General features: G+C 55.8%; 15 protein-coding genes. 12 read left to right on the top strand and 3 right to left on the bottom strand.

What is annotated here, in order from left to right:
• The first annotated feature begins 732 nt into the window (after window positions 1-732).
• The 7 genes from HMPREF2920_RS11015 to HMPREF2920_RS04575 all read left to right on the top strand — a co-directional run bounded on the left by HMPREF2920_RS11015 (window position 733) and on the right by HMPREF2920_RS04575 (window position 12,613).
• Window positions 733-3,672: a VaFE repeat-containing surface-anchored protein gene (locus tag HMPREF2920_RS11015; protein WP_070854044.1), complete on the top strand. Its 2,940-nt coding sequence runs from the start codon at window positions 733-735 to the stop codon at window positions 3,670-3,672.
• Window positions 3,673-3,681: 9 nt separating this feature from the next.
• Window positions 3,682-4,449, top strand: coding sequence for a class F sortase (locus tag HMPREF2920_RS04600; protein WP_070549761.1), 768 nt, complete (start codon window positions 3,682-3,684; stop codon window positions 4,447-4,449).
• 170 nt (window positions 4,450-4,619) lie between these two features.
• Complete coding sequence (locus tag HMPREF2920_RS04595; RefSeq protein ID WP_070429229.1) at window positions 4,620-4,979, top strand: hypothetical protein; 360 nt, start codon at window positions 4,620-4,622, stop codon at window positions 4,977-4,979.
• A 680-nt stretch (window positions 4,980-5,659) separates the two neighbouring features.
• On the top strand, window positions 5,660-7,273 hold the full coding sequence (locus tag HMPREF2920_RS04590) for a SpaH/EbpB family LPXTG-anchored major pilin (RefSeq protein WP_070854043.1): 1,614 nt from the start codon (window positions 5,660-5,662) through the stop codon (window positions 7,271-7,273).
• Between the two features lie 237 nt (window positions 7,274-7,510).
• Window positions 7,511-8,524, top strand: a complete 1,014-nt coding sequence (locus HMPREF2920_RS04585) for a class C sortase (RefSeq protein ID WP_246819338.1) — start codon at window positions 7,511-7,513, stop codon at window positions 8,522-8,524.
• Window positions 8,517-9,425 (top strand): isopeptide-forming domain-containing protein, encoded by a 909-nt coding sequence (locus HMPREF2920_RS04580; RefSeq protein ID WP_070549764.1) that lies wholly within the window; start codon window positions 8,517-8,519, stop codon window positions 9,423-9,425. Before HMPREF2920_RS04585 ends, HMPREF2920_RS04580 begins: the two co-directional genes overlap by 8 nt.
• Window positions 9,425-12,613, top strand: a complete 3,189-nt coding sequence (locus HMPREF2920_RS04575) for an LPXTG cell wall anchor domain-containing protein (RefSeq protein WP_141744779.1) — start codon at window positions 9,425-9,427, stop codon at window positions 12,611-12,613. Before HMPREF2920_RS04580 ends, HMPREF2920_RS04575 begins: the two co-directional genes overlap by 1 nt.
• A 107-nt stretch (window positions 12,614-12,720) precedes the next feature.
• On the opposite strand, the gene HMPREF2920_RS10615 is transcribed toward HMPREF2920_RS04575, so the two are convergent.
• Both HMPREF2920_RS10615 and HMPREF2920_RS10790 read right to left on the bottom strand, forming a co-directional pair.
• Window positions 12,721-13,353, bottom strand: a complete 633-nt coding sequence (locus HMPREF2920_RS10615) for a trypsin-like serine protease (RefSeq protein WP_083229193.1) — start codon at window positions 13,351-13,353, stop codon at window positions 12,721-12,723.
• A gap of 211 nt (window positions 13,354-13,564) precedes the next feature.
• Window positions 13,565-13,723, bottom strand: a complete 159-nt coding sequence (locus HMPREF2920_RS10790; RefSeq protein WP_168162076.1) for a hypothetical protein — start codon at window positions 13,721-13,723, stop codon at window positions 13,565-13,567.
• A 325-nt stretch (window positions 13,724-14,048) separates the two neighbouring features.
• Between HMPREF2920_RS10790 and HMPREF2920_RS04570 the strand changes: the two genes are divergently transcribed.
• The 5 genes from HMPREF2920_RS04570 (at window position 14,049) to HMPREF2920_RS04550 (ending at window position 16,914) form a co-directional block, all read left to right on the top strand.
• Complete coding sequence (locus HMPREF2920_RS04570) at window positions 14,049-14,576, top strand: Asp23/Gls24 family envelope stress response protein (RefSeq protein WP_016421902.1); 528 nt, start codon at window positions 14,049-14,051, stop codon at window positions 14,574-14,576.
• A 65-nt stretch (window positions 14,577-14,641) separates the two neighbouring features.
• The gene (locus tag HMPREF2920_RS04565; RefSeq protein ID WP_005511694.1) at window positions 14,642-14,839 is read left to right on the top strand and encodes a hypothetical protein; all 198 of its coding nucleotides are present in this window, start codon (window positions 14,642-14,644) and stop codon (window positions 14,837-14,839) included.
• On the top strand, window positions 14,836-15,924 hold the full coding sequence (locus tag HMPREF2920_RS04560) for an Asp23/Gls24 family envelope stress response protein (RefSeq protein WP_070854042.1): 1,089 nt from the start codon (window positions 14,836-14,838) through the stop codon (window positions 15,922-15,924). The genes HMPREF2920_RS04565 and HMPREF2920_RS04560 overlap by 4 nt, the downstream gene beginning before the upstream one ends.
• Window positions 15,911-16,366 (top strand): hypothetical protein, encoded by a 456-nt coding sequence (locus tag HMPREF2920_RS04555; RefSeq protein WP_070854041.1) that lies wholly within the window; start codon window positions 15,911-15,913, stop codon window positions 16,364-16,366. Before HMPREF2920_RS04560 ends, HMPREF2920_RS04555 begins: the two co-directional genes overlap by 14 nt.
• The gene (locus HMPREF2920_RS04550) at window positions 16,363-16,914 is read left to right on the top strand and encodes a hypothetical protein (protein ID WP_038627393.1); all 552 of its coding nucleotides are present in this window, start codon (window positions 16,363-16,365) and stop codon (window positions 16,912-16,914) included. The genes HMPREF2920_RS04555 and HMPREF2920_RS04550 overlap by 4 nt, the downstream gene beginning before the upstream one ends.
• A 59-nt stretch (window positions 16,915-16,973) precedes the next feature.
• On the opposite strand, the gene HMPREF2920_RS04545 is transcribed toward HMPREF2920_RS04550, so the two are convergent.
• Window positions 16,974-17,552 (bottom strand): RNA polymerase sigma factor, encoded by a 579-nt coding sequence (locus tag HMPREF2920_RS04545; RefSeq protein ID WP_048731435.1) that lies wholly within the window; start codon window positions 17,550-17,552, stop codon window positions 16,974-16,976.
• Window positions 17,553-17,649 lie beyond the last annotated feature (97 nt).

Genomic DNA, 17,649 nt, shown 5'->3' with positions numbered 1-17,649 from the left:
AGCGTCATAAACTCGCACAGTTTCACATTTGCAGTCCCCTATTCAGTCGCGTTTTACATAACGTGATCTGTTGGAATGCCGTGAATCAGACCCATTTTTGTCTATTAACCGCGGATGGAGAGGTTGGGGCGGAGAGGCGATTATTTATGCAGCCGCAATTAGCACACAATTATGTGGCTTATTAAATGATGTCCGGGGATTCTTTTGTAAATAGTCTTGAGACATCATTTTTGCTCTTAGAGATTTATTGGCTTGCATTTTCATTAGGTGGGGGTGGGGTGTCATTTGTGCCGTAACTCACAATTATGAAAATCGTGACATGGGAGACATTCTAACCCAAATTAATGGGCGGGGATTCATTGAAAAAACTTCATATGCGCAGGTTGATCGTGATTTTATGGGTTGAATGGCTAGGTGTCGTGGCGAAAGGTGGAACTTCGGCATGTGTGTGGTGTCCAAATGTCCACCCCAGAAAAAATATGCAAACAACAATTATTGACATTGAAATAAAAGACAATAGGGGTGGCAATTAAATGGCTCAACAAACATAAAATGTATTTGTTATATTCGGGGGCGGCCAACGCTATAAATGAGAATTAGAAGGCGATGTCAACTGGGCTACCTGTGATGGGGGCTGGAGACGCTTATGCGTGGTCATTGATTGTTCATTGAAGGCTGGAAAGGTAGCGAAAGGTGTATAACGCACTGAAATCGAAGGAAGGGGGAGGGCTCATGTTCGGTCGTTTTACAAACGAGAAGCGCTGGTTGGCGCTTTTTAGCTTCATGGCTGTGCTCGCTCTTTTCTTCGCTAAATCTCCAATAATTGCGCATGCGCAGGATGCAGAAGACACTGGCGAAACCCTGACAATCCAGAAGATTTTGAGTGTTCCTGGAACCGTTAAGGGTGTTGAAGCCAATGGAAATGTCCGTGATTTTGAGCCACTCATTGCGGCATTTGACGAGGCGGCAACTCCATTTGGTAGCCACAAAATGGGTTACTGCATTGAGGCCAGCGTCGCCGGTGATCTTTATGACACCGGTCGTGTGCAGAACTTCAGTCAGTTCTCGCGCAGTACAGATACCAATAACAAGCTGCGGAACGACTTTGACCGATACCGGAAGCTCAACTGGATTGCGCACCACGGTTCTCCAGCTGTTGGTTTGGATGAACTGGGGAAGGCAGCTGGAGTTAAAGGACGTCTGAAAGTGCTGGACGCCAATAACGCAACTCAATTCGCTCTGTGGCACTTCTCCGATGGCATTGACTTCTCCCAGGGCATTCACAACCCATCGACGAAGGCTGTCTACGACTACCTCACTGGTCCGGCTAACGTCGGTCAGGGCACTGTCGATGGCACGAACCGCACTGGCTACATTTTCAACAATGGTAAGAAACAAGACATCATTGTGATTGACAATGTCACTCCGTCTTCCGGTGAAGTTCCGGCAGAGCCGACGAAGCCGTCCGAGCCAGAAAAGCCAACCGAACCGGAGCAGCCAACCGAACCGGAAAAGCCGACTACTCCGACCACGCCTGCGGAGACCACGACCCCGTCCGAGTCGACCAAGCCGTCCGAGCCGGAGAAGCCGACCACGCGTAAGCCGTCGATCTCCACTCAGGCTCGCCTGAACGGCAACAAGATTGTTGCGGGCGCTGTGGTTAAGGACATCGTGAAGTTCACCGACCTGGTTCCGGGTAAGAACTACCGCCTGGACGCCACCCTGGTGGACAAGACCAATGCTGATCGCATCTTGGGGACCGGCAGCGTGGAATTCACTCCGGAGACCTCTTCGGGTGAGCAGGCTGTCATGATTACCGTCTCCGATGATGTAGATGAGCCGGTTACCGCTGCTGTTGCATTTGAAAAGCTGACCTCGACAGAGGTCACCGCCGATGGCCAGGACAACACCGATGGTCAGCGGGTAGAAATCGCTACCCACGAGGACATCAACGACGCAGCTCAGACCGTTCACGGCGAAAAGCCGGAGCAGCCGTCGACCTCCGAAGAGACCCCGACGAGCGAAGAGACAACCGAGGAGACGACCGAGGAGACAACGGAGCCGTCGTCCAGCGAGACCACTACTTCTGAGACCAGTGAGTCTGAGACTCCGACGACGTCGGAAAGCGAAGAGCAGCCGAGCTCATCGACGACTACTCCTAACACCTCCGAGTCCACGAAGCCGGCCGCTCCGACGGAACCGACCGAGCCGACTGACAGCACTGAGTCGCAGACCACGGAACCGACGGAGCCGACTGAGACTACCGAACCGTCTAAGCCGAGCGAACCCGCTGATACGCCGCTGGAGCCGGAGCTGCGCACGGTAGCCGAGCTTCAGGGCAACCGCATTGAGGCTAATGCCAAGGTTGTCGACACCGTGCATTTCGAGGGCCTGGTGCCTGGTAAGAACTACACCCTCTCCGGTGAACTGGTTAATAAGGCTGATGGCTCTGTGATTGGTCATGGCGAGGCGACGTTCAAGCCGACGTCGGCAAGCGGTACTGTGACTGTCACTCTTGAGGTGTCTGACTCTGTTAAGACTCCTGTTGCTGAGGCTGTCGTGTTCGAGCACCTGACCTCTGATGAGGTCGACTCGACTGGTAAGGAAAGCGCTGGTCAGGTCAATGAGATCGCTGACCACGCAGATATCAATGACGCAAGCCAGACCGTGACTGGAGAGGTTCCGGAGAAGCCGGAAGACACCCCGACTGAGGAAAGCGAAACTCCGTCCGAGGAGACGACCGCACCGGAGACCAGCTCGACTGAGCCGACCACGTCCACCGTTCCGGTAACTCCGAGCGAGGATGAGCCGTCCGAGCAGCCGGAGACGACACAGCCGGAAGAGCCGTCTGAGACGACAACTCCGTCTAAGTCCGAGTCCGAAAAGCCGAGCAAGCCGAGCAAGCCGACTAAGCCCGCTCAGCCGGAAAAGCCGAGCAAGCCGACGAAGCCTGCCCAGCCGGAAAAGCCGTCCAAGCCGACGAAGCCTGCCCAGCCGGAAAAGCCAAACCACCCAAGCACCCCAGCGCAGTCTGAGGACAACCCAGCCATCACGACTACTGCCGGTATTGCCGGCAAGGCTCTGGTTGAAAAGGGTGCTGTCGTCATCGACACCGTGCACTTCACTGGCCTGAAGCCGGGCACGAAGTACACGTTGACCGGTGAGCTGATGTGCAAGGAGACGGGCAAGTCCACTGGCGCTAGGAGCCGCCTGCACTTTGTGCCGACGGCATCCGCCGGCACGGTTGATGTTCCGATCATCATCACCGACGGCGACTGCGCTTCTCAGGTTGCCTTCGAGACTCTGACCGATGCCAATGGCAAGGAAGTTGCTGTCCACAAGGACATCAACTCTGCGGAGCAGACTGTCACGAACGGCAAGACCCCAGAGAACACGCCATCTGAGCAGCCGAAGGATGAGGGCAAGCAGGGCACGCCTAACGACGATTCCTCCGCACCGACCAGCGACACTGCCACCCCGAACACTGTGATTAATCAGCACTCGGAGCAGAACAACACCAACGTCACCATCATCGGAGGCACTGGCCAGGATAAGCAGAAGAACCACGGAAAGCCGTTGGCTCCGAACTCGGAACGACGTGCAATTAGTTCGGTTCCGTCTGGCCCGACCGGTTTGGCTACTCACGCTCTGCCGACGGTAGCCACCAACTAAGGAGATTCCATGACCGATCAGTTTGGCTCGGACGAGACCGGAAAGGAACCTGGAAATGCTCCAGGTTACGAGCCCGGCATCGATCCGGAAACCGAAACCGGCGCACTCGGCCACGTTGATCCGTTTGGCCAGGATGAAGACCAGGCCGACGGCCAAGCCGAAGACCTACAAAGCGTGCCTTGGTGGAAGCAGCCAAGAATGTATATCGCCGCTATCGCATTAATCGGCGTTATCGCTCTGCTGGTGATTGGCCAGATCAATCGCAATGATTCGACGCTCGATGGTGCGCAGGAGAATCTGCCCACTCCAGCACAGGGTTCTCGGGGAGCTGTGCACGAGATGGAGATGCTCATTGATGGTAAGTCGGCTCCGATTGATTTCGTTCAGCTGACTGATCAAGGATCTCTGATTCCACCGACCGATGTTTCGCGCCTTGGCTGGTACTCGGCTTCCGCAATCCCAGGTGAGAAAGGTGCAGCTGGATCGTCCGTCATTACCGGTCACGTCAATGAGGTGGACCAGGGCGATGGCTACGCTGCACGTTTCGCTGACCTGAAAGCTGGTGACACTGTCACGGTGAAGGTAGATGGCGAAAGCCGAGACTTCACCGTCAGTCACGATCCGATTCAGGTGGTCAAGGGCGCTCAGATGCCCGAGGCTGTCAACGATGCAGTTGGTGAGAACCGCTTGGTCCTCATTACCTGCGGAGGCGAGTTCGTCGGCGGCACGTTGGGATACGCCGACAACATCATCGTCGAGGCCACTCCAGTGCGCTAATCCAGTGCGCTAGGGCACTAGGGCACTGGGGCGCAGCCTCAATTCATTGACCAATTTCATTGGCTGCGGCTGTTGAACGCCGTCGAACAACAGCGGCGCCGACAGTCGCAGAAAACACAAATCAAATCTGCAGAAACCCTGCAGAAACACTGAAGATAAGGAAGGTACCTATGAGCATGTTGAAGAAAATCGGTGTCTGGGGTGTGGGCGCACTCGTGCTTGCCGCTCCGGTTGCTACTGCCGCACAGGCGGTAGCTGCACCTGCAACCTCCGCTGACACTGCAGTTGTCGCTCCGGGCAAGGGCGGATTCCTCCACTCGGGCAAGCTGGCCGTCAATCGCTACGTCTTCGAGCTTGAGCATCGCGATGGCAAGGACTACGTCAACATCACCTTCACCGGTGACCACAGCGCTGACGTGCAAATCATGCCGGATGGTATGACCCCCGAGGGCAAGAAGAAGGTCGATCAGGTTGGTGACGTCCTCAAGCTCAACGGCTACAACGATGTTCACTACTGGGCGGTTCTCTAAACGCCTCTTGTGACGCCACAGCGCGCCCCGTGTCGCTTACTGTCTCTGTGCTTTTACAGGTCCTAGCACAAGGCGGTGGGTCGCGGGGCGTTACTTGGTTTTTGAGGGTGTCCTTTTGCTTTCGCTTGACGACGTTGTCGTGACAGCAAATACGAGAAGGTTGATGAGCCCTCATTTGCCCGGCGTGCGCTGCGACGATAGCGGTAGGGGGTAAAAGCTATTGATACAAACCAACTGGTTAGCCCTGATTGGGGGAAGGGGGATAAATCGAGGAAATCTTGACGCTTTTTTGGGTGAATGGGCAAAAGCCCGTCGCGAACAGTGCAAAGAGCTATCGCGGAGGTAGTACGAAGTGTGAATGCGAAGGGTTTTCATGCCCAGGTGTCGCGGCCCGTTCTCCTTGGGGTATCGGTCAGATGCTTAAGCGGTTAAGTTATTTATAAGCGGTTCACTGAGCGCTGTTAACCGAGCGAGCAATGAGCTTGAGCTGTAATGTTTCGACATTCAAACATTAAAGTTCATAACGCTTAAGCTTAAAAGGTTAGACAAACTGGTCTTTTTCTTAAGGAAAAACTCAGTTTTGGCAAGTCGGGGAACGTTGGTGTCGCCGTCTGGAGTGAATCGCGAGACGTATTGAAGCGTGTCGCTTCATTTTGGACTTCTGTAAAGGACCTGTTTTCGTGAATAAGTTCTCCCGTACCGCTCGTTCGGTAACTTTCGCTGCCATCGTCGGTCTGTCGATGGGTGTCTCCGCCCCGGCTGCAATCGCTCAGGAGGATCCCTCCATCAACCAGGCTGCTGGCGACTCTCCACTGGTGAATAAGAACGCCAAGGGCTCGCTCACCATTCACAAGTTCGGTAACCCGACTGGTGAAGGCCAGCCGTCTGGTACCGAGGCTGATATCAAGGATGTTGAGGCCAACGGTGGCCAGAAGCTTGAAGGTGTCGGCTTCACCGTTTACAGGATCAACAAGACTGCAGATGGCAATACCGACATCGATGTCACCACTAACGAGGGCCTACTGGCTGCTTCGAAGCTGAAGGCATCTGACTTCTCTCAGGGCGCAGCTCTCAAGGGTGACCTGCCTGCGGGTGTCCTGTCGGAGGTTGCATCCGGTAAGACCGGCCCAGACGGCAAGTGGAACGTTGGCACGGAACTGCCTCTCGGTGCTTACCTGGTTGTTGAGACCGGCCCGAAGGAAGGCTATGACCCGGCTGTTCCGTTCATCGCTTTCGTTCCGATGACCGCGGATAACGGTGGGGATAACCAGGGCACTAGCTGGAACTACGATGTCCACGCGTTCCCGAAGAACTACAAGGACGAAGAGCCGGACAAGACCGTCAAGGACAAGGACCAGAACGCTGGTGATGAAAACCTGGTCTACACCGTCACTGGTACTGCTCGTCAGCTGAAGCCGGGCACGGAGCGCACCCAGTTCCAGATCACTGACGAGATTGACTCGAAGTTGGAGATCACCGACGTGAAGGTGACGGTCGCTGGCAAGGAGATCCAGCCGACGCAGGATGTTGATGGGAAGTTCTTCGAGGGCAACAAGGTCGACGTCGCCCTGAATAAGGAAACTGCTAAGTCCCTTAACGCGGGTGACAAGGTCGTCGTTACCATCACCACCACGCTGAAGCCTGAGTTCAAGGAAGCTACCGATATCGCGCCGAACAAGGCTCTGGTCTTCCAGAACAACCCGGATGGTTCTCAGAACAGCACTCCGAAGGAGACTCCGGAGGTCAAGACCTACTGGGGTGGCGTGCAGTTCAAGAAGGTTGATGGCGACCGCAACGCTCTGGAAGGTGCCGAGTTCCAGATTGTCCGCCAGGCTGCTGGCCAGAAGTGCTCCGACATTGACACCACCAAGAAGGACTCCTGGACTCCGGTTAACGGCCAGCAGGGTGACGAGGTGAAGACCACCTTCGTCTCTGGCCAGGACGGTATCGTCAAGATTACCGGTCTTCACGTCAACGACTTCGAAGACAACGCTGAGGTTGTCGAAGGCGAACAGTCCCACTACTGCCTGATTGAGACCAAGGCTCCGAAGGGTAAGGAGCTGCTGCCGGAGGCACTCGAGTTCAAGCTGGTTGCTAAGCAGACTGCCCCGGAGCGTGTTTACGAGCTGGCATCCGTCCAGGTCGGCGCTAACCCGGGTGAGGTTGTTAACTCCGACGACACCACCCCGAACCTGCCGATGACCGGTGGTGCCGGTGTCGGCATCCTGGCTGCTATCGGTGCAGCTATCGTCGCAGCTGGTGCATGGTTCGCCCGCCGCGGTTCCAAGAACTAAATCCGAGTAGAGGCTCGGTCACTGGAGCGCCTTAGCTCCAGTGTTGCGGGAATAGCGTGCGTTCAACAGCGCACGCGATTCCTGCAGTTTGCGCATCACTGAAATTACTGTTGCGGCCTTTCGATGTGCTCTTTTTCAACAGCAGGCATCTCCATGCCTGTGAGAAAGAGAAAGGCCACATCCCTTTTTGATTGACTTCTTGGGAGTTCCTCCGTGGGTAAACACTCTGCGTCGACTCTGACGCGGGACGCATCAGCTGAGCAGCCTAATCAGCCTGAGCAGGCGAAAAAGAACAGCATGGTTCTCCCCGCAATTCTGGTGATTGTGGGTTTACTTGTGATGCTGTACCCGGTTGTCTCCACGGCATTGAATAACTACGGCACCTCTAAGGCGGCCAAAGAGTTCGCCAAGCTGGAGAAGTCCGTACCCCAAGAAGTTAAAGATGAACAGTGGGAACGCGCTCATTCTTACAATGAGCGCCACACCACCGGCCCGATCCTGGACCCGTGGCTTAACGAAATTAATGACCACAACCCCGAGTACGCCGCTTATCTCGATCAGCTAAACGCTACCGACGTGATGGCGCGTCTGATTTTCCCAGAGATTCAGGCCGACCTGCCGATTTACCACGGCACCAGTAATGAGGTGCTCGCCAAGGGGCTCGGACACCTATACGGATCTGATCTTCCAGTCGGCGGTGTTGGAACCCACTCCATCATTACCGGTCATACCGGACTTACTAACGTAACGCTCTTCGATAACCTGCGGAAAGCAAAAGAGGGAGACGCCTTCTATATCCAGGTCGCAGGTCACAAGCTGAAGTACGAAATTGATCAAATCAAGGTTGTACTTCCGCACGAGACCGATGATCTTCGTCCCATTGAAGGCCAGGACTACGTCACCCTCATCACTTGCACTCCTTACGGGATTAACACGCATCGTCTGCTAGTGCGTGGGCACCAAGTGCCGATGGATCCGTCGGAAAGCAATGTCTTCGACCAAACGCACGGAACTGGATGGCAGTGGTGGATGTATGCCCTGCTCGTAACAGTGCTTGTGCTTGGCGCGGGCTTTGCGTGGTGGCTCTGGCGCCAGCGCCTCGACGCCGACGAAGAGCTTGACGACGACGCTGAGAACGCGGACGTCGAGACTGCTGATGGCGACGCAGACAGTGATGAACTCGCTGACGGCAGCGAATCGGCATCCGAGGATAATAACAACACTTCGTGGTGGGAAAACGACAATGAATAAATATTTGACATCCACCTGGAACCGGATAGCTGCGTTCTTAGCTGCCTGCGCTCTGGTTGCAGTGATGGGTGCAATCGGCGCGAATGACGCCAACGCGGCCAGGATCGTTGGACGCGTGGATGCTCCGGGCGTTTCAGCAACGAGCGGCACTGACATTGTGCGAATTACCTTGAGCCCAGGAAATCCTGACGATGATAATTCGTCGGCATCGGGCTCTATTTCTGGCGTGACCATTCATCTGGAGCGCCTCAAGGGAATCTCGCCGTCTAGCCAGCAGGACCGCGAGAAGGTGGAAAACGCCACCCCGGCTGAGCTTGCCGAGTGGCCAAAAGACCTCCACTTCAGCCAGGTCACTGACGAAAACGGCTCTGTTAAATTCAGTGACCTGCCGGAGGGTATTTACCTTGTGACCTCGACGGCTCCGAACGACAGTTACCGGGAGATTAACCCCTTCTTGGTATCGGTGCCTTTCTATGGCGCGGACTATGACTCCACTCCGGTAGAGGGAGTCATTGTGGCGAAGTCGCATAAGCCGGGGGAGACACCACCACCGTCGACGCCTCCGACCACTCCGCCGAAGACTCCTCCGACAACGCCACCGGGAACACCGCCGACTACGCCGGGAACATCTACCCCGCCGAAGACGCCGCCGACAACGCCGACAACACCGGGTGAACCGGGGACTTCGACTACCCCTACGACACCTGTTGAGCCTGGTACCTCGACACCTTCGGGGTCGTCGGGTTCATCCTCAAGCTCGGGAAGTAGCGGAGGGTCCGGCTCCTTGGCACTCACCGGTGTGCAGGTAGCAGGTCTGGTAGCCGTTGCTGCTGCACTAATCGGCGGAGGATTCGTCATCATCGCCGCTAGCAAGAAGAACTCAGAAAGTGGGAAGAACTAATGTTTTCGACAACATTCCGCTTGCCGGATTCAATGCGAACTACGCTTCGCATGTTCTTGGCTGCTTTGCTAGCGGTAGCTCTCGTTGTCAGCGGTCAGGCTTTTGCTCCCAACGCGCCGCAGGCGCAGGCGCAGACGGAGGTCATCCCGACGTCTCCGCCGAAGTACGAGTTTAAGAAGATCAAGACGCGACCGTATCCAGGGAATCCTGAATTCGAGTTCACCGTTGACAGCGACTCAACAATTGACACCCTCGAATTCCGGATAGATGGTAACGAATGGGTGCAGGACTATAGTTTGACCATTAATGGCAAGTCTATTCCATCGCAGTTAGCGTCTACGGGCCAGAAGCGGGCTCCATTTGACATTGTGCATAGTGGGCTTAATCAAACGGTAAAGGCGGGCGACAAGATTAAGTTGAACCCGTATTTTAACAATTTTCAAGGAGCGACTGGTGAGGTGGCCCTGACCCTTCGTGGCACTATCGCTGATTCCACTGAGCCCACCGACCCAAGTGAGCCAACAGATCCGTCAACTGACCCGACGGAGCCAACAGATCCGACTGAGCCTACCGAGCCGGAGGATCCGGAGCCAGAACCTGGAACGGTAACTCCCGCGGACCCAGCCCTTGTCGATCCCGCGACTGCACCGGAGTGCGTGGAGAAGGCTTACATCAATATCCCGGACACTAAGGGTGTTGATTACTACCTCAACGCAGAGAAGAGGCCGGCTGGCCCCCATGTCTACGAGCAGGATAAGCCGGGGACGGTCAAGGTCACTGCAGTGGCACAGCCAGGGTTCAAGCTCGCTCCGAACGCTCGTACCGAGTGGACCTTCAATCTGAGCGGCGAGGTAAAAGACTGCTCAGATTCTTCCGAAGACCCTAAGCCACCAGCTGTCGAAGGGCGTCACTTTGATGCCATCGGTCACGAGTTTGCAGTTAAAGCTGACCCAGTAGATCCGAAGAACCCCAATGCCTTTACGGCTAAGGTGACTGAGGAATCTCACATGAAGTACGCAACCGTGCGTATCGAGACTGACGCGAGCTTCTTGGATCCGCAGAAGTACAACCTCACTCTGGACCAGATTGAGCCTGGTGTGACATTGCAGAAGCGCAACGTCAATATTGGCAACGGCTTCATCACTATGGACGTCGTGCCGGTGAAGGATGGCAAGCCGGTCGACTCTGCCGTTGTGCCGAAGGATGCGGTTTTCACCTTCACAAATAATCTCTCGCAGAACAAGAATTTGAAGGTCACTCTTGATGTCTACGGAGAGAAAAAGGACGAGCAAAAACCACCAGAGATTATCTCGCCACCAGATGGAGCTAAGTGGGTCCATGGGCGAGTCCCTAACCCGCCGATGCCACAGCGTTGTGGTCTGCGCGTTGCCGTAGTGGCTGACCTTTCGACATCGCTTAATTTCGCTGATTCAAATGGTTTCACTGAATCGAAGCGTGCAGCAAACGCTTTGATTGATTCGCTGGCCGGAACACCCGCCGAGCTCGGTATCTACAACTTTGCTACTCGAGCTCCACAGGCGGGAGCTGGATCAACGTATGGTCAGAATCCTCCGTATATCTCGCTGCAGTCCGATCAAGGCGTTTCCCGTGCGAAGAACATTGTCTCCAACTGGAACGGTAGTGGCGCTACTAACTGGGAAGCCGGTCTGAAGCAGGTCGCGGCCGGAAATTATGACGTGGTGTACTTCATCACTGACGGCATGCCGACTCTTTCTTCTTCCTTTGATCGGCCGAAGAACGCTGGTGGTTTTGTTCAGGCATCTGCCCTCAACGATGCAATCAAGGCGTCGAATGAGCTCAAGGCAGCTGGAACCCGAGTTGTCCCTATCATGGTGGATTTGACACTTGGTGGTGAGAAAAGAGCTCGATTCACAGTCACAGAGGATTATGTCCTTAAGGATGTTCGTGAATGGCAAAGACGCGATGATCCGCAGGAACCCGGCTTGTATTACCGAATTTGGAAATCACCCGATAAGGCGAGGTACATCGGCTCTAAAGATGACACTGCCAACTTCAAATGGGCCGTTGAAGGAGGTCAAGTAGATATTCTGGAGAAAAAGCCGGAGAAATATTCTGCTGACTATGTCAAGAGCGATATGGCCAAGTGGACCTACGGAACCCGTTCTGTAAAGACTATGGGTGAGGATATCTCCGGTACCGGAGACACCATCCGAGTTGAGCAGTACTCACAGCTAGCCGCGCAGATGAAGCAAATTGGTGAAGAACTTGCTTCTCGCTGTAATGGCGTAGTGAAGGTCAAGAAGAGGATTGTCGATGAAAACGGCAAGGTTCTCGAAGACGGCGCCCCAGGTTGGGAGTTCACCCTGTCCGCAAATAACAATGTCATCGGTTCTGGTAATGGCCCGTTGGTTCACCAATCGATGAAGGTGACCTCCGGATCCGAATCCGATAAGGGTACGGCATCGTGGAACATTGAAAGCGAGCGTGAGCAGTCGCTGGTTCTGACCGAAACGCAGAAGCAGGGTTACACCCTGTTCCGTCGCGGGGACACTTTGGATTCCACCGGTGACTTCAACGCTGTGTGTACTCAAACCCGCGACGGGAAAACCTCACCTCTCAAGGTGGAAAATGTGGGCGAGTTCGGTTTCCGCGTAAAGATGTCGGAATCCAATAAGGTCCTGTCTTCCGTCTCCTGTGTCGTCGATAACTACGAAGCGCCGGACACCAAGCCGGGCAAGCTGACCTTGGAAAAGGCGGAGTATGTCGATGGCGAGGGAGTCAAGGTTCTACCGGGACTCGGCGGTGCGACCTTCGATATCTATCCTTCGGCTGGTGGTCAGCCGGATTTCAGTGGAGGACCGGTCTACACCATCACGCCTGATCAGAAGTCGATTGAAATCACTGAAACTGGCACTTTCTACCTTGTAGAAACGATGGCACCGGCAGGCCTCAGCCTGCTGCCAGAGCCGGTAGCTTTTGAAATTTCAATTGACCAAGAGACTAAGGAGTACACCGTCTCGGTGGTAGGTGGCAGTAGCCCGCTTATCAAGGCCGAAGGCTCCGGTGAACTCATGATCATGCAGGTGACCGACACCAGGACAGGTAAGCTGCCAAAGACCGGTGGAAACGGAGTTCTTCTCTGGACACTGTTTGGTTCGGTAATCGCAGCCTGCGGTTGGTTCTGGGCTCGGCGACAGCAGTCCTAATAACAAGGAATGGGTTCTGTGCAGGCGACTGCACAGAACCCATTGGGCTGTAAAAAGACGTAGGCTCGTTTCCCTCCCATCAGGAAGCCCTGGTAGATAAAGCCCTCTTACCAGGGGGAATTAGCGGTGATATAGGAACCAAGCTGCTGTCCGTTCCCATCGATGATGTTCCAGGTAGTCGATACAACACCGACAGCGCCTTTATCCGGTACCCACACTGGCCCTCCGGAATCGCCGCGTTGAGCGTGTACGTTTTGAACCTGTAGAGCATTGTCGTCGGTTTTGTATGCATCTCGATCAGCAGCTAAACCGCAGGAAACTTTCCCCGTGGTGTTTCCGTAGATGCAGACAGTCTCGCCTGTTTGAACATCTGTGGGGGATAGCATTGAGTCGCCCGAATACGAATTCTCACCTGCAGTAGCGGGGTCGTCAAGCGAGACAACTCCAATATCGTTCCCCGTATCTAGTGAATGGTCATATGTGGGAGACGGTTGGAAAACTCCAATTTTCTGAAAGGTCCCATCCGTCACTGTGTCTCCCTCTTGTCCACAATGACCTGCTGTGTAGATTTGCGAATTGGTCTTGTCGACATAGCCAGCCGTACAGACACTAGCTTGTGGTCCATTAGCGTGAATGATGACAACCGGATCGCCTTGATTAATGGTGGCGGCGTAGGCCGGTAGTCCGGTTGTAGCGGTGATAACGGCAGTGACAGTGAAAATCCATGAAGGTCTATTCATGGGGAAATCTGCTCCTCAGTGAGTTGGTCGGTGGTGGCCCAAAACAAAGCTAATCTCGTCGGAAAAGATGGAACGTATGCGACCGGGCAGTTCATATACCCGTTTCGTATCGCGAATATAAGGAAATGTATAAAACTATCAGTTAAGGCAGAACCTACGCTCAACTTGGAAATCATGCTCGATAGCGTGACAAAATGGGGTAGAAGAAAGGTCAACGACCATCGGGGGAGCGGGCCTGAACAGCAGCCGAGTCGCCGCTGGCACTGTCGCCGTCGTCAAGCGCGGCAAGCAAATCGCGGCGCGCACGGGTTCTGACCGTGGTCGGCATTAACATTCCGCTGAAACGTGGAATCTCGCTGTAAGCTGCCACTCGTTATACAAAGTTGTCGAATTTGTTAGCAAACGGCTGGCACGTGGGGGTTCGTTCGTGATGTCAGAACGGGAAATGAGAGGTCATATCCTGCCGCCAAGCAGGGATAATCTAGAAATTTCAGAGCTCTCCGTGATGCCGGGGAAGAAAAGCACATCAAGTCTGTAATCCAGTTCTCTAAGAGACTTTCATAACGAAATCCCTGCTGGAGGGGCACTCACGCAGTCATGTACTCCTAGCCGCCCTGCAGGTTGCCTGTTGCGGCTATAGCATCGGCATTGTCCAGACATTTCGTCTACAACACTGAGAACAGGAACGGCACATCATGGCTGACAACGCAAAGAACACTGCTAAGAACACCCCGGCAACTCAGGCTGGCTCGGACTCCGCGAATAAGGGAACCGGCCACGGCCACACTTCTATCGACGACAGCGTCGTCTCCAAGATTGCGGGCATCGCTACCCGCGAGGTCTCCGGTGTCTATGACCTTGGTGGTGGCATGGATCGCTTCGCTGGCTCCGTCCGTGAGTTTGTCTCCGGCGGCAGCGCCAACGTGTCCCAGGGAATTGCCGTTGAGGTCGGCGAGCGCCAGGCTGCAGTCGACGTCACCATCATTGCCGAGTACGGTGTTGCCATCCACGAGCTGGCAGAGGCTATCCGCCAGAACGTCATTAGCTCCGTTGAGCGTATGACCGGCCTCGAGGTCACTGAAGTCAATGTTGATGTTTCCGATGTTCACACCGACTACCAGACCCCGCAGGAGCGCGAAGAAGAGGCCGCTAAGCAGCGCGAAGAGCAGCGCAAGGCCATCGCGGCTGCTAACGAGCCCAAGGAGCAGCCACGCGTTCAGTAGTTAACAACTATTGCGCGTCGAGGCCGGGCAGAATGGGCAGTTAAGCCCGCATAAAGGGGAATTTCATGTTCGATAATTACACAAAGACCTTCGCGACGATTGCCGTTGTCCTGTGCTTCGCCGCAATGATTGGTGGTTTCACGGGCTTTCTTGCGGTTATTGCCTTCGGAGGTCTGGCCGGTGCAGCCGGTGCGGTACTCGATGGCAAAATCGATGCGCCCGAACTCAACCGTAAGTTCAACCGAGGAGGCCGCCGACGGTGACTATCCACGTTCCAGCAACGCGTGGCACCACCGTCGTAAGCGAAAAGGCAATCCGCCGCATCGTAGAGATGGCCGTGCGCGCGGTTCCCGGCACCCTCGACCAATCCCGTGTGCTAGGGCGCGACTATCCAATTGTCTCTATCGATAGTGAGATTGCCCCTAGTTCTGCCACGACCAATGCCGTTAGTGCAGTTCGAGTCGCAGTTCGCGCCGTTGCATCATGGCCGGCGCCGACAGCGGAAATTGCGGTGCGCATTCGTTCAAGCGTCGCCGCCCGGCTCGCTGATATGGCCGGTCTTGAAAATGTCACCGTCGATGTTGACATCGACAGTGTCGAACCCGGGCACGTGCGTGTCACTCGACAGGACTTAGCGTACTTTTCAGATCACCCGCAGTTGACACCTGTCCGGGTGAACCAGCAGGTAGTGACCGCTCCGCAGGTGCGGCGGGTCCCAGAAGTGCGGTCCATCGCCGTGCCGACGCCGCAGCCTGTGCGCAGTATTTCAGTACCGCAGCCGCAGTCAGTGCGTAGCATTCAGCCGGTGACACCGCAGCCGGTACGCAGCATTACTCCGCCGCGTCCAGAACGAGTACGCAGTGTCCCAGCACCTGCTCCACAACCGGTGCGCTTCATCACGCCGCCGAAGCCGCTACCAGCTGTGGCTATTAAGGCACCGAAGCCGCAACCGGCCCGTCGCGTTGTTGCGCCACGGCCGTTACCGGTGACCCGCACCTCGGCGCCGAAGCCGGTACAGGTGCGTCGCACACCAACTCCACGGCCAATACAGCTGCGTAAGGTCACAGCACCAAAGCCGACGTCCTTGGTGCAGGTGAGTGTCCCCCGGCAATCAAAGCTGCGTCCGGTACGAGTGCCGTCGCCACGCACAATTAGCGTTAAGACGCCACGACCAGCGCTACTGCGGCCGGTTAAAGTGCCGCGTCCAACTCGGCTGAAACAAGTTCGCGCACCGCGACAGGAGCAGCTGCGCCCGGTATCCGTGCCACAGCCACGTACCGTGGTGGTAAGCACGCCAGAGCCGCGCCCACTGAAAAAGATTGAGGTGACACCCTATGACGCCGACTGAGAGGTTATCGGCCGCGGTGGTCTCGGACGAGTCAGTCGAAACTCGCCAGGGACGTGACCCGCGTCAATCACCAAAGGTCCGCGGGCTGGGAGTTTTCGCCGGTCTGTTGATGATTGCAGCGGCCGTAGTCGCAGGTAGAGAAGCAATCATTAGCGCCAATAGCTCAGGTGGCACCTCATGGTTACAGCCGGTATTCGACTGGTTCAGCAACCCACAGGGCTCAGCCGCGTCATGGGTGTTGCTCCTCGTCGGAATCCTCGCTGCAATCTATGGGCTGGGACAGCTCATCGCGGTGTTTCTTCCCGCACCGCGCCGGTATGTACGCGTCGATGACGATGGCAACCTGCCAGTTTGGATGCATGAGTCTGACTACCAAGAAATCCAGAATGGCACGGCACTTGCTTCCGGAACTCACGGCGGATACGAAGGTGATGACAAGTGAAAACATCAGTAAGCGTATTCGACCGAATCGTGTTGTTCCTCTTCTCAGCGCTGTTACTACTAGTAGCAACATGGGCGATTGCTAGCTACTTCGATGTCGCTCCTGCACAGTGGCTTCATGACACCGGGCGGATGGAATCCTGGGGCAAAATACCTGAGCAAAGCTGGTATGTTCCCGTCCTCGGTGTAATCACAGCGATTCTAGCGGTGGTCGGCTGCAGCCTGGTGGTCGCTAATCTGCGATCGCACCGGTTCAGCACGGTTTCCGCATCGGAATCACAGGAAAAGCTAGGAGAGATTTCGCTGCCGGTCGCCGATGTTGCCGATGCGGTGTGCACCGATCTAGAGCGCAACGCCCACATCAACCAGGCGGATTCACGGGTCTACCGGGATAATGGAATACCCACCTTGGAAGTGACTGTGGCAATGCCACCGCAGGCGAGCCTCCCCGCTGTTGTAGCTGCCCTGAAAAACGCGGAGCGTGAAATGCGTGATGCCCTTGGGCATGCGGATATCGCCTCGACCTACAAAATCGAACTGGACCGTTAGTTAGCCTCGCGGGAGAGACAACCTACAACGGCTAGCTACGTCCTCTGGTCGGAGCGGGCCTAAACAGCTGCGGAGTCGCCGTTGGCACTGTCGCCGTCGTCAAGCGCGGCAACCAAATCGCGGCGCGCACGGGCGACACGGGAGCGAATAGTGCCCACGCGACAACCTGCGATTTCCGCGGCCTCCGCGTAGGAGTAACCCAGCACCTGCGTCAGAATGAGTGCCTCGCGGCGTTCCTCCGGCAGCTGCTCCAGCAGCACGCGGGCGTCAGCGAGCTCTGACCACGACTCGCCAGTCGTAAACTGCTCGGCAGCATTTTCCACTTCCACCGCAGACTTCTTGGGGCGCGCCGAATCATGGCGGACCGAATCCACCCACACGCGCCGGGCCAGCGACAACAGCCAGGTTCGGGCAGAAGAACGCGCCGCAAAACGGGGAAGTGCCCCCATGACACGCAGGTACGTCTCCTGCGTTAAATCATCCGCGGCATCAACGCCGCCCAGATGTGCGACCAGACGCCACACGTCCTTCTGGGTCAGTCGCACGAACTCCGTCAACGCAGCCTGATCACCGCGACCGGCTTTCAGCGCCAGCTGCGTGATGTATTCGTCATTAGAGACGAGGCGTGCGGGAGTCATGGCAATAGCTTAGCAACTTAAAACCTAAAGATAATTCGCCTGGCTGCACGTGGCCTCACCTGCAAAAAGCAGGCGGCAACGCAGCCAGGCGAACTAG

Origin of the sequence: Corynebacterium sp. HMSC075F02 (genome assembly GCF_001838335.1) — a bacterium.
GTDB classification, from domain to species: domain Bacteria; phylum Actinomycetota; class Actinomycetes; order Mycobacteriales; family Mycobacteriaceae; genus Corynebacterium; species Corynebacterium jeikeium_D.
Note: the sequence above shows the minus strand (reverse complement) of the source record. Positions and strands in the feature narration are given on the sequence as shown.

Bases quoted from the DNA above. Each gene is read 5' to 3' on its own strand.
- HMPREF2920_RS04555 (WP_070854041.1), top strand. From the start codon at position 15,911: ATGACGCCGACTGAGAGGTTATCGGCCGCGGTGGTCTCGGACGAGTCA.
- HMPREF2920_RS10615 (WP_083229193.1), bottom strand. From the start codon at position 13,353: ATGAATAGACCTTCATGGATTTTCACTGTCACTGCCGTTATCACCGCT.
- HMPREF2920_RS04580 (WP_070549764.1), top strand. From the start codon at position 8,517: ATGAATAAATATTTGACATCCACCTGGAACCGGATAGCTGCGTTCTTA.
- HMPREF2920_RS04545 (WP_048731435.1), bottom strand. From the start codon at position 17,552: ATGACTCCCGCACGCCTCGTCTCTAATGACGAATACATCACGCAGCTG.
- HMPREF2920_RS04565 (WP_005511694.1), top strand. From the start codon at position 14,642: ATGTTCGATAATTACACAAAGACCTTCGCGACGATTGCCGTTGTCCTG.
- HMPREF2920_RS11015 (WP_070854044.1), top strand. From the start codon at position 733: ATGTTCGGTCGTTTTACAAACGAGAAGCGCTGGTTGGCGCTTTTTAGC.
- HMPREF2920_RS04570 (WP_016421902.1), top strand. From the start codon at position 14,049: ATGGCTGACAACGCAAAGAACACTGCTAAGAACACCCCGGCAACTCAG.
- HMPREF2920_RS04595 (WP_070429229.1), top strand. From the start codon at position 4,620: ATGAGCATGTTGAAGAAAATCGGTGTCTGGGGTGTGGGCGCACTCGTG.
- HMPREF2920_RS04600 (WP_070549761.1), top strand. From the start codon at position 3,682: ATGACCGATCAGTTTGGCTCGGACGAGACCGGAAAGGAACCTGGAAAT.
- HMPREF2920_RS04575 (WP_141744779.1), top strand. From the start codon at position 9,425: ATGTTTTCGACAACATTCCGCTTGCCGGATTCAATGCGAACTACGCTT.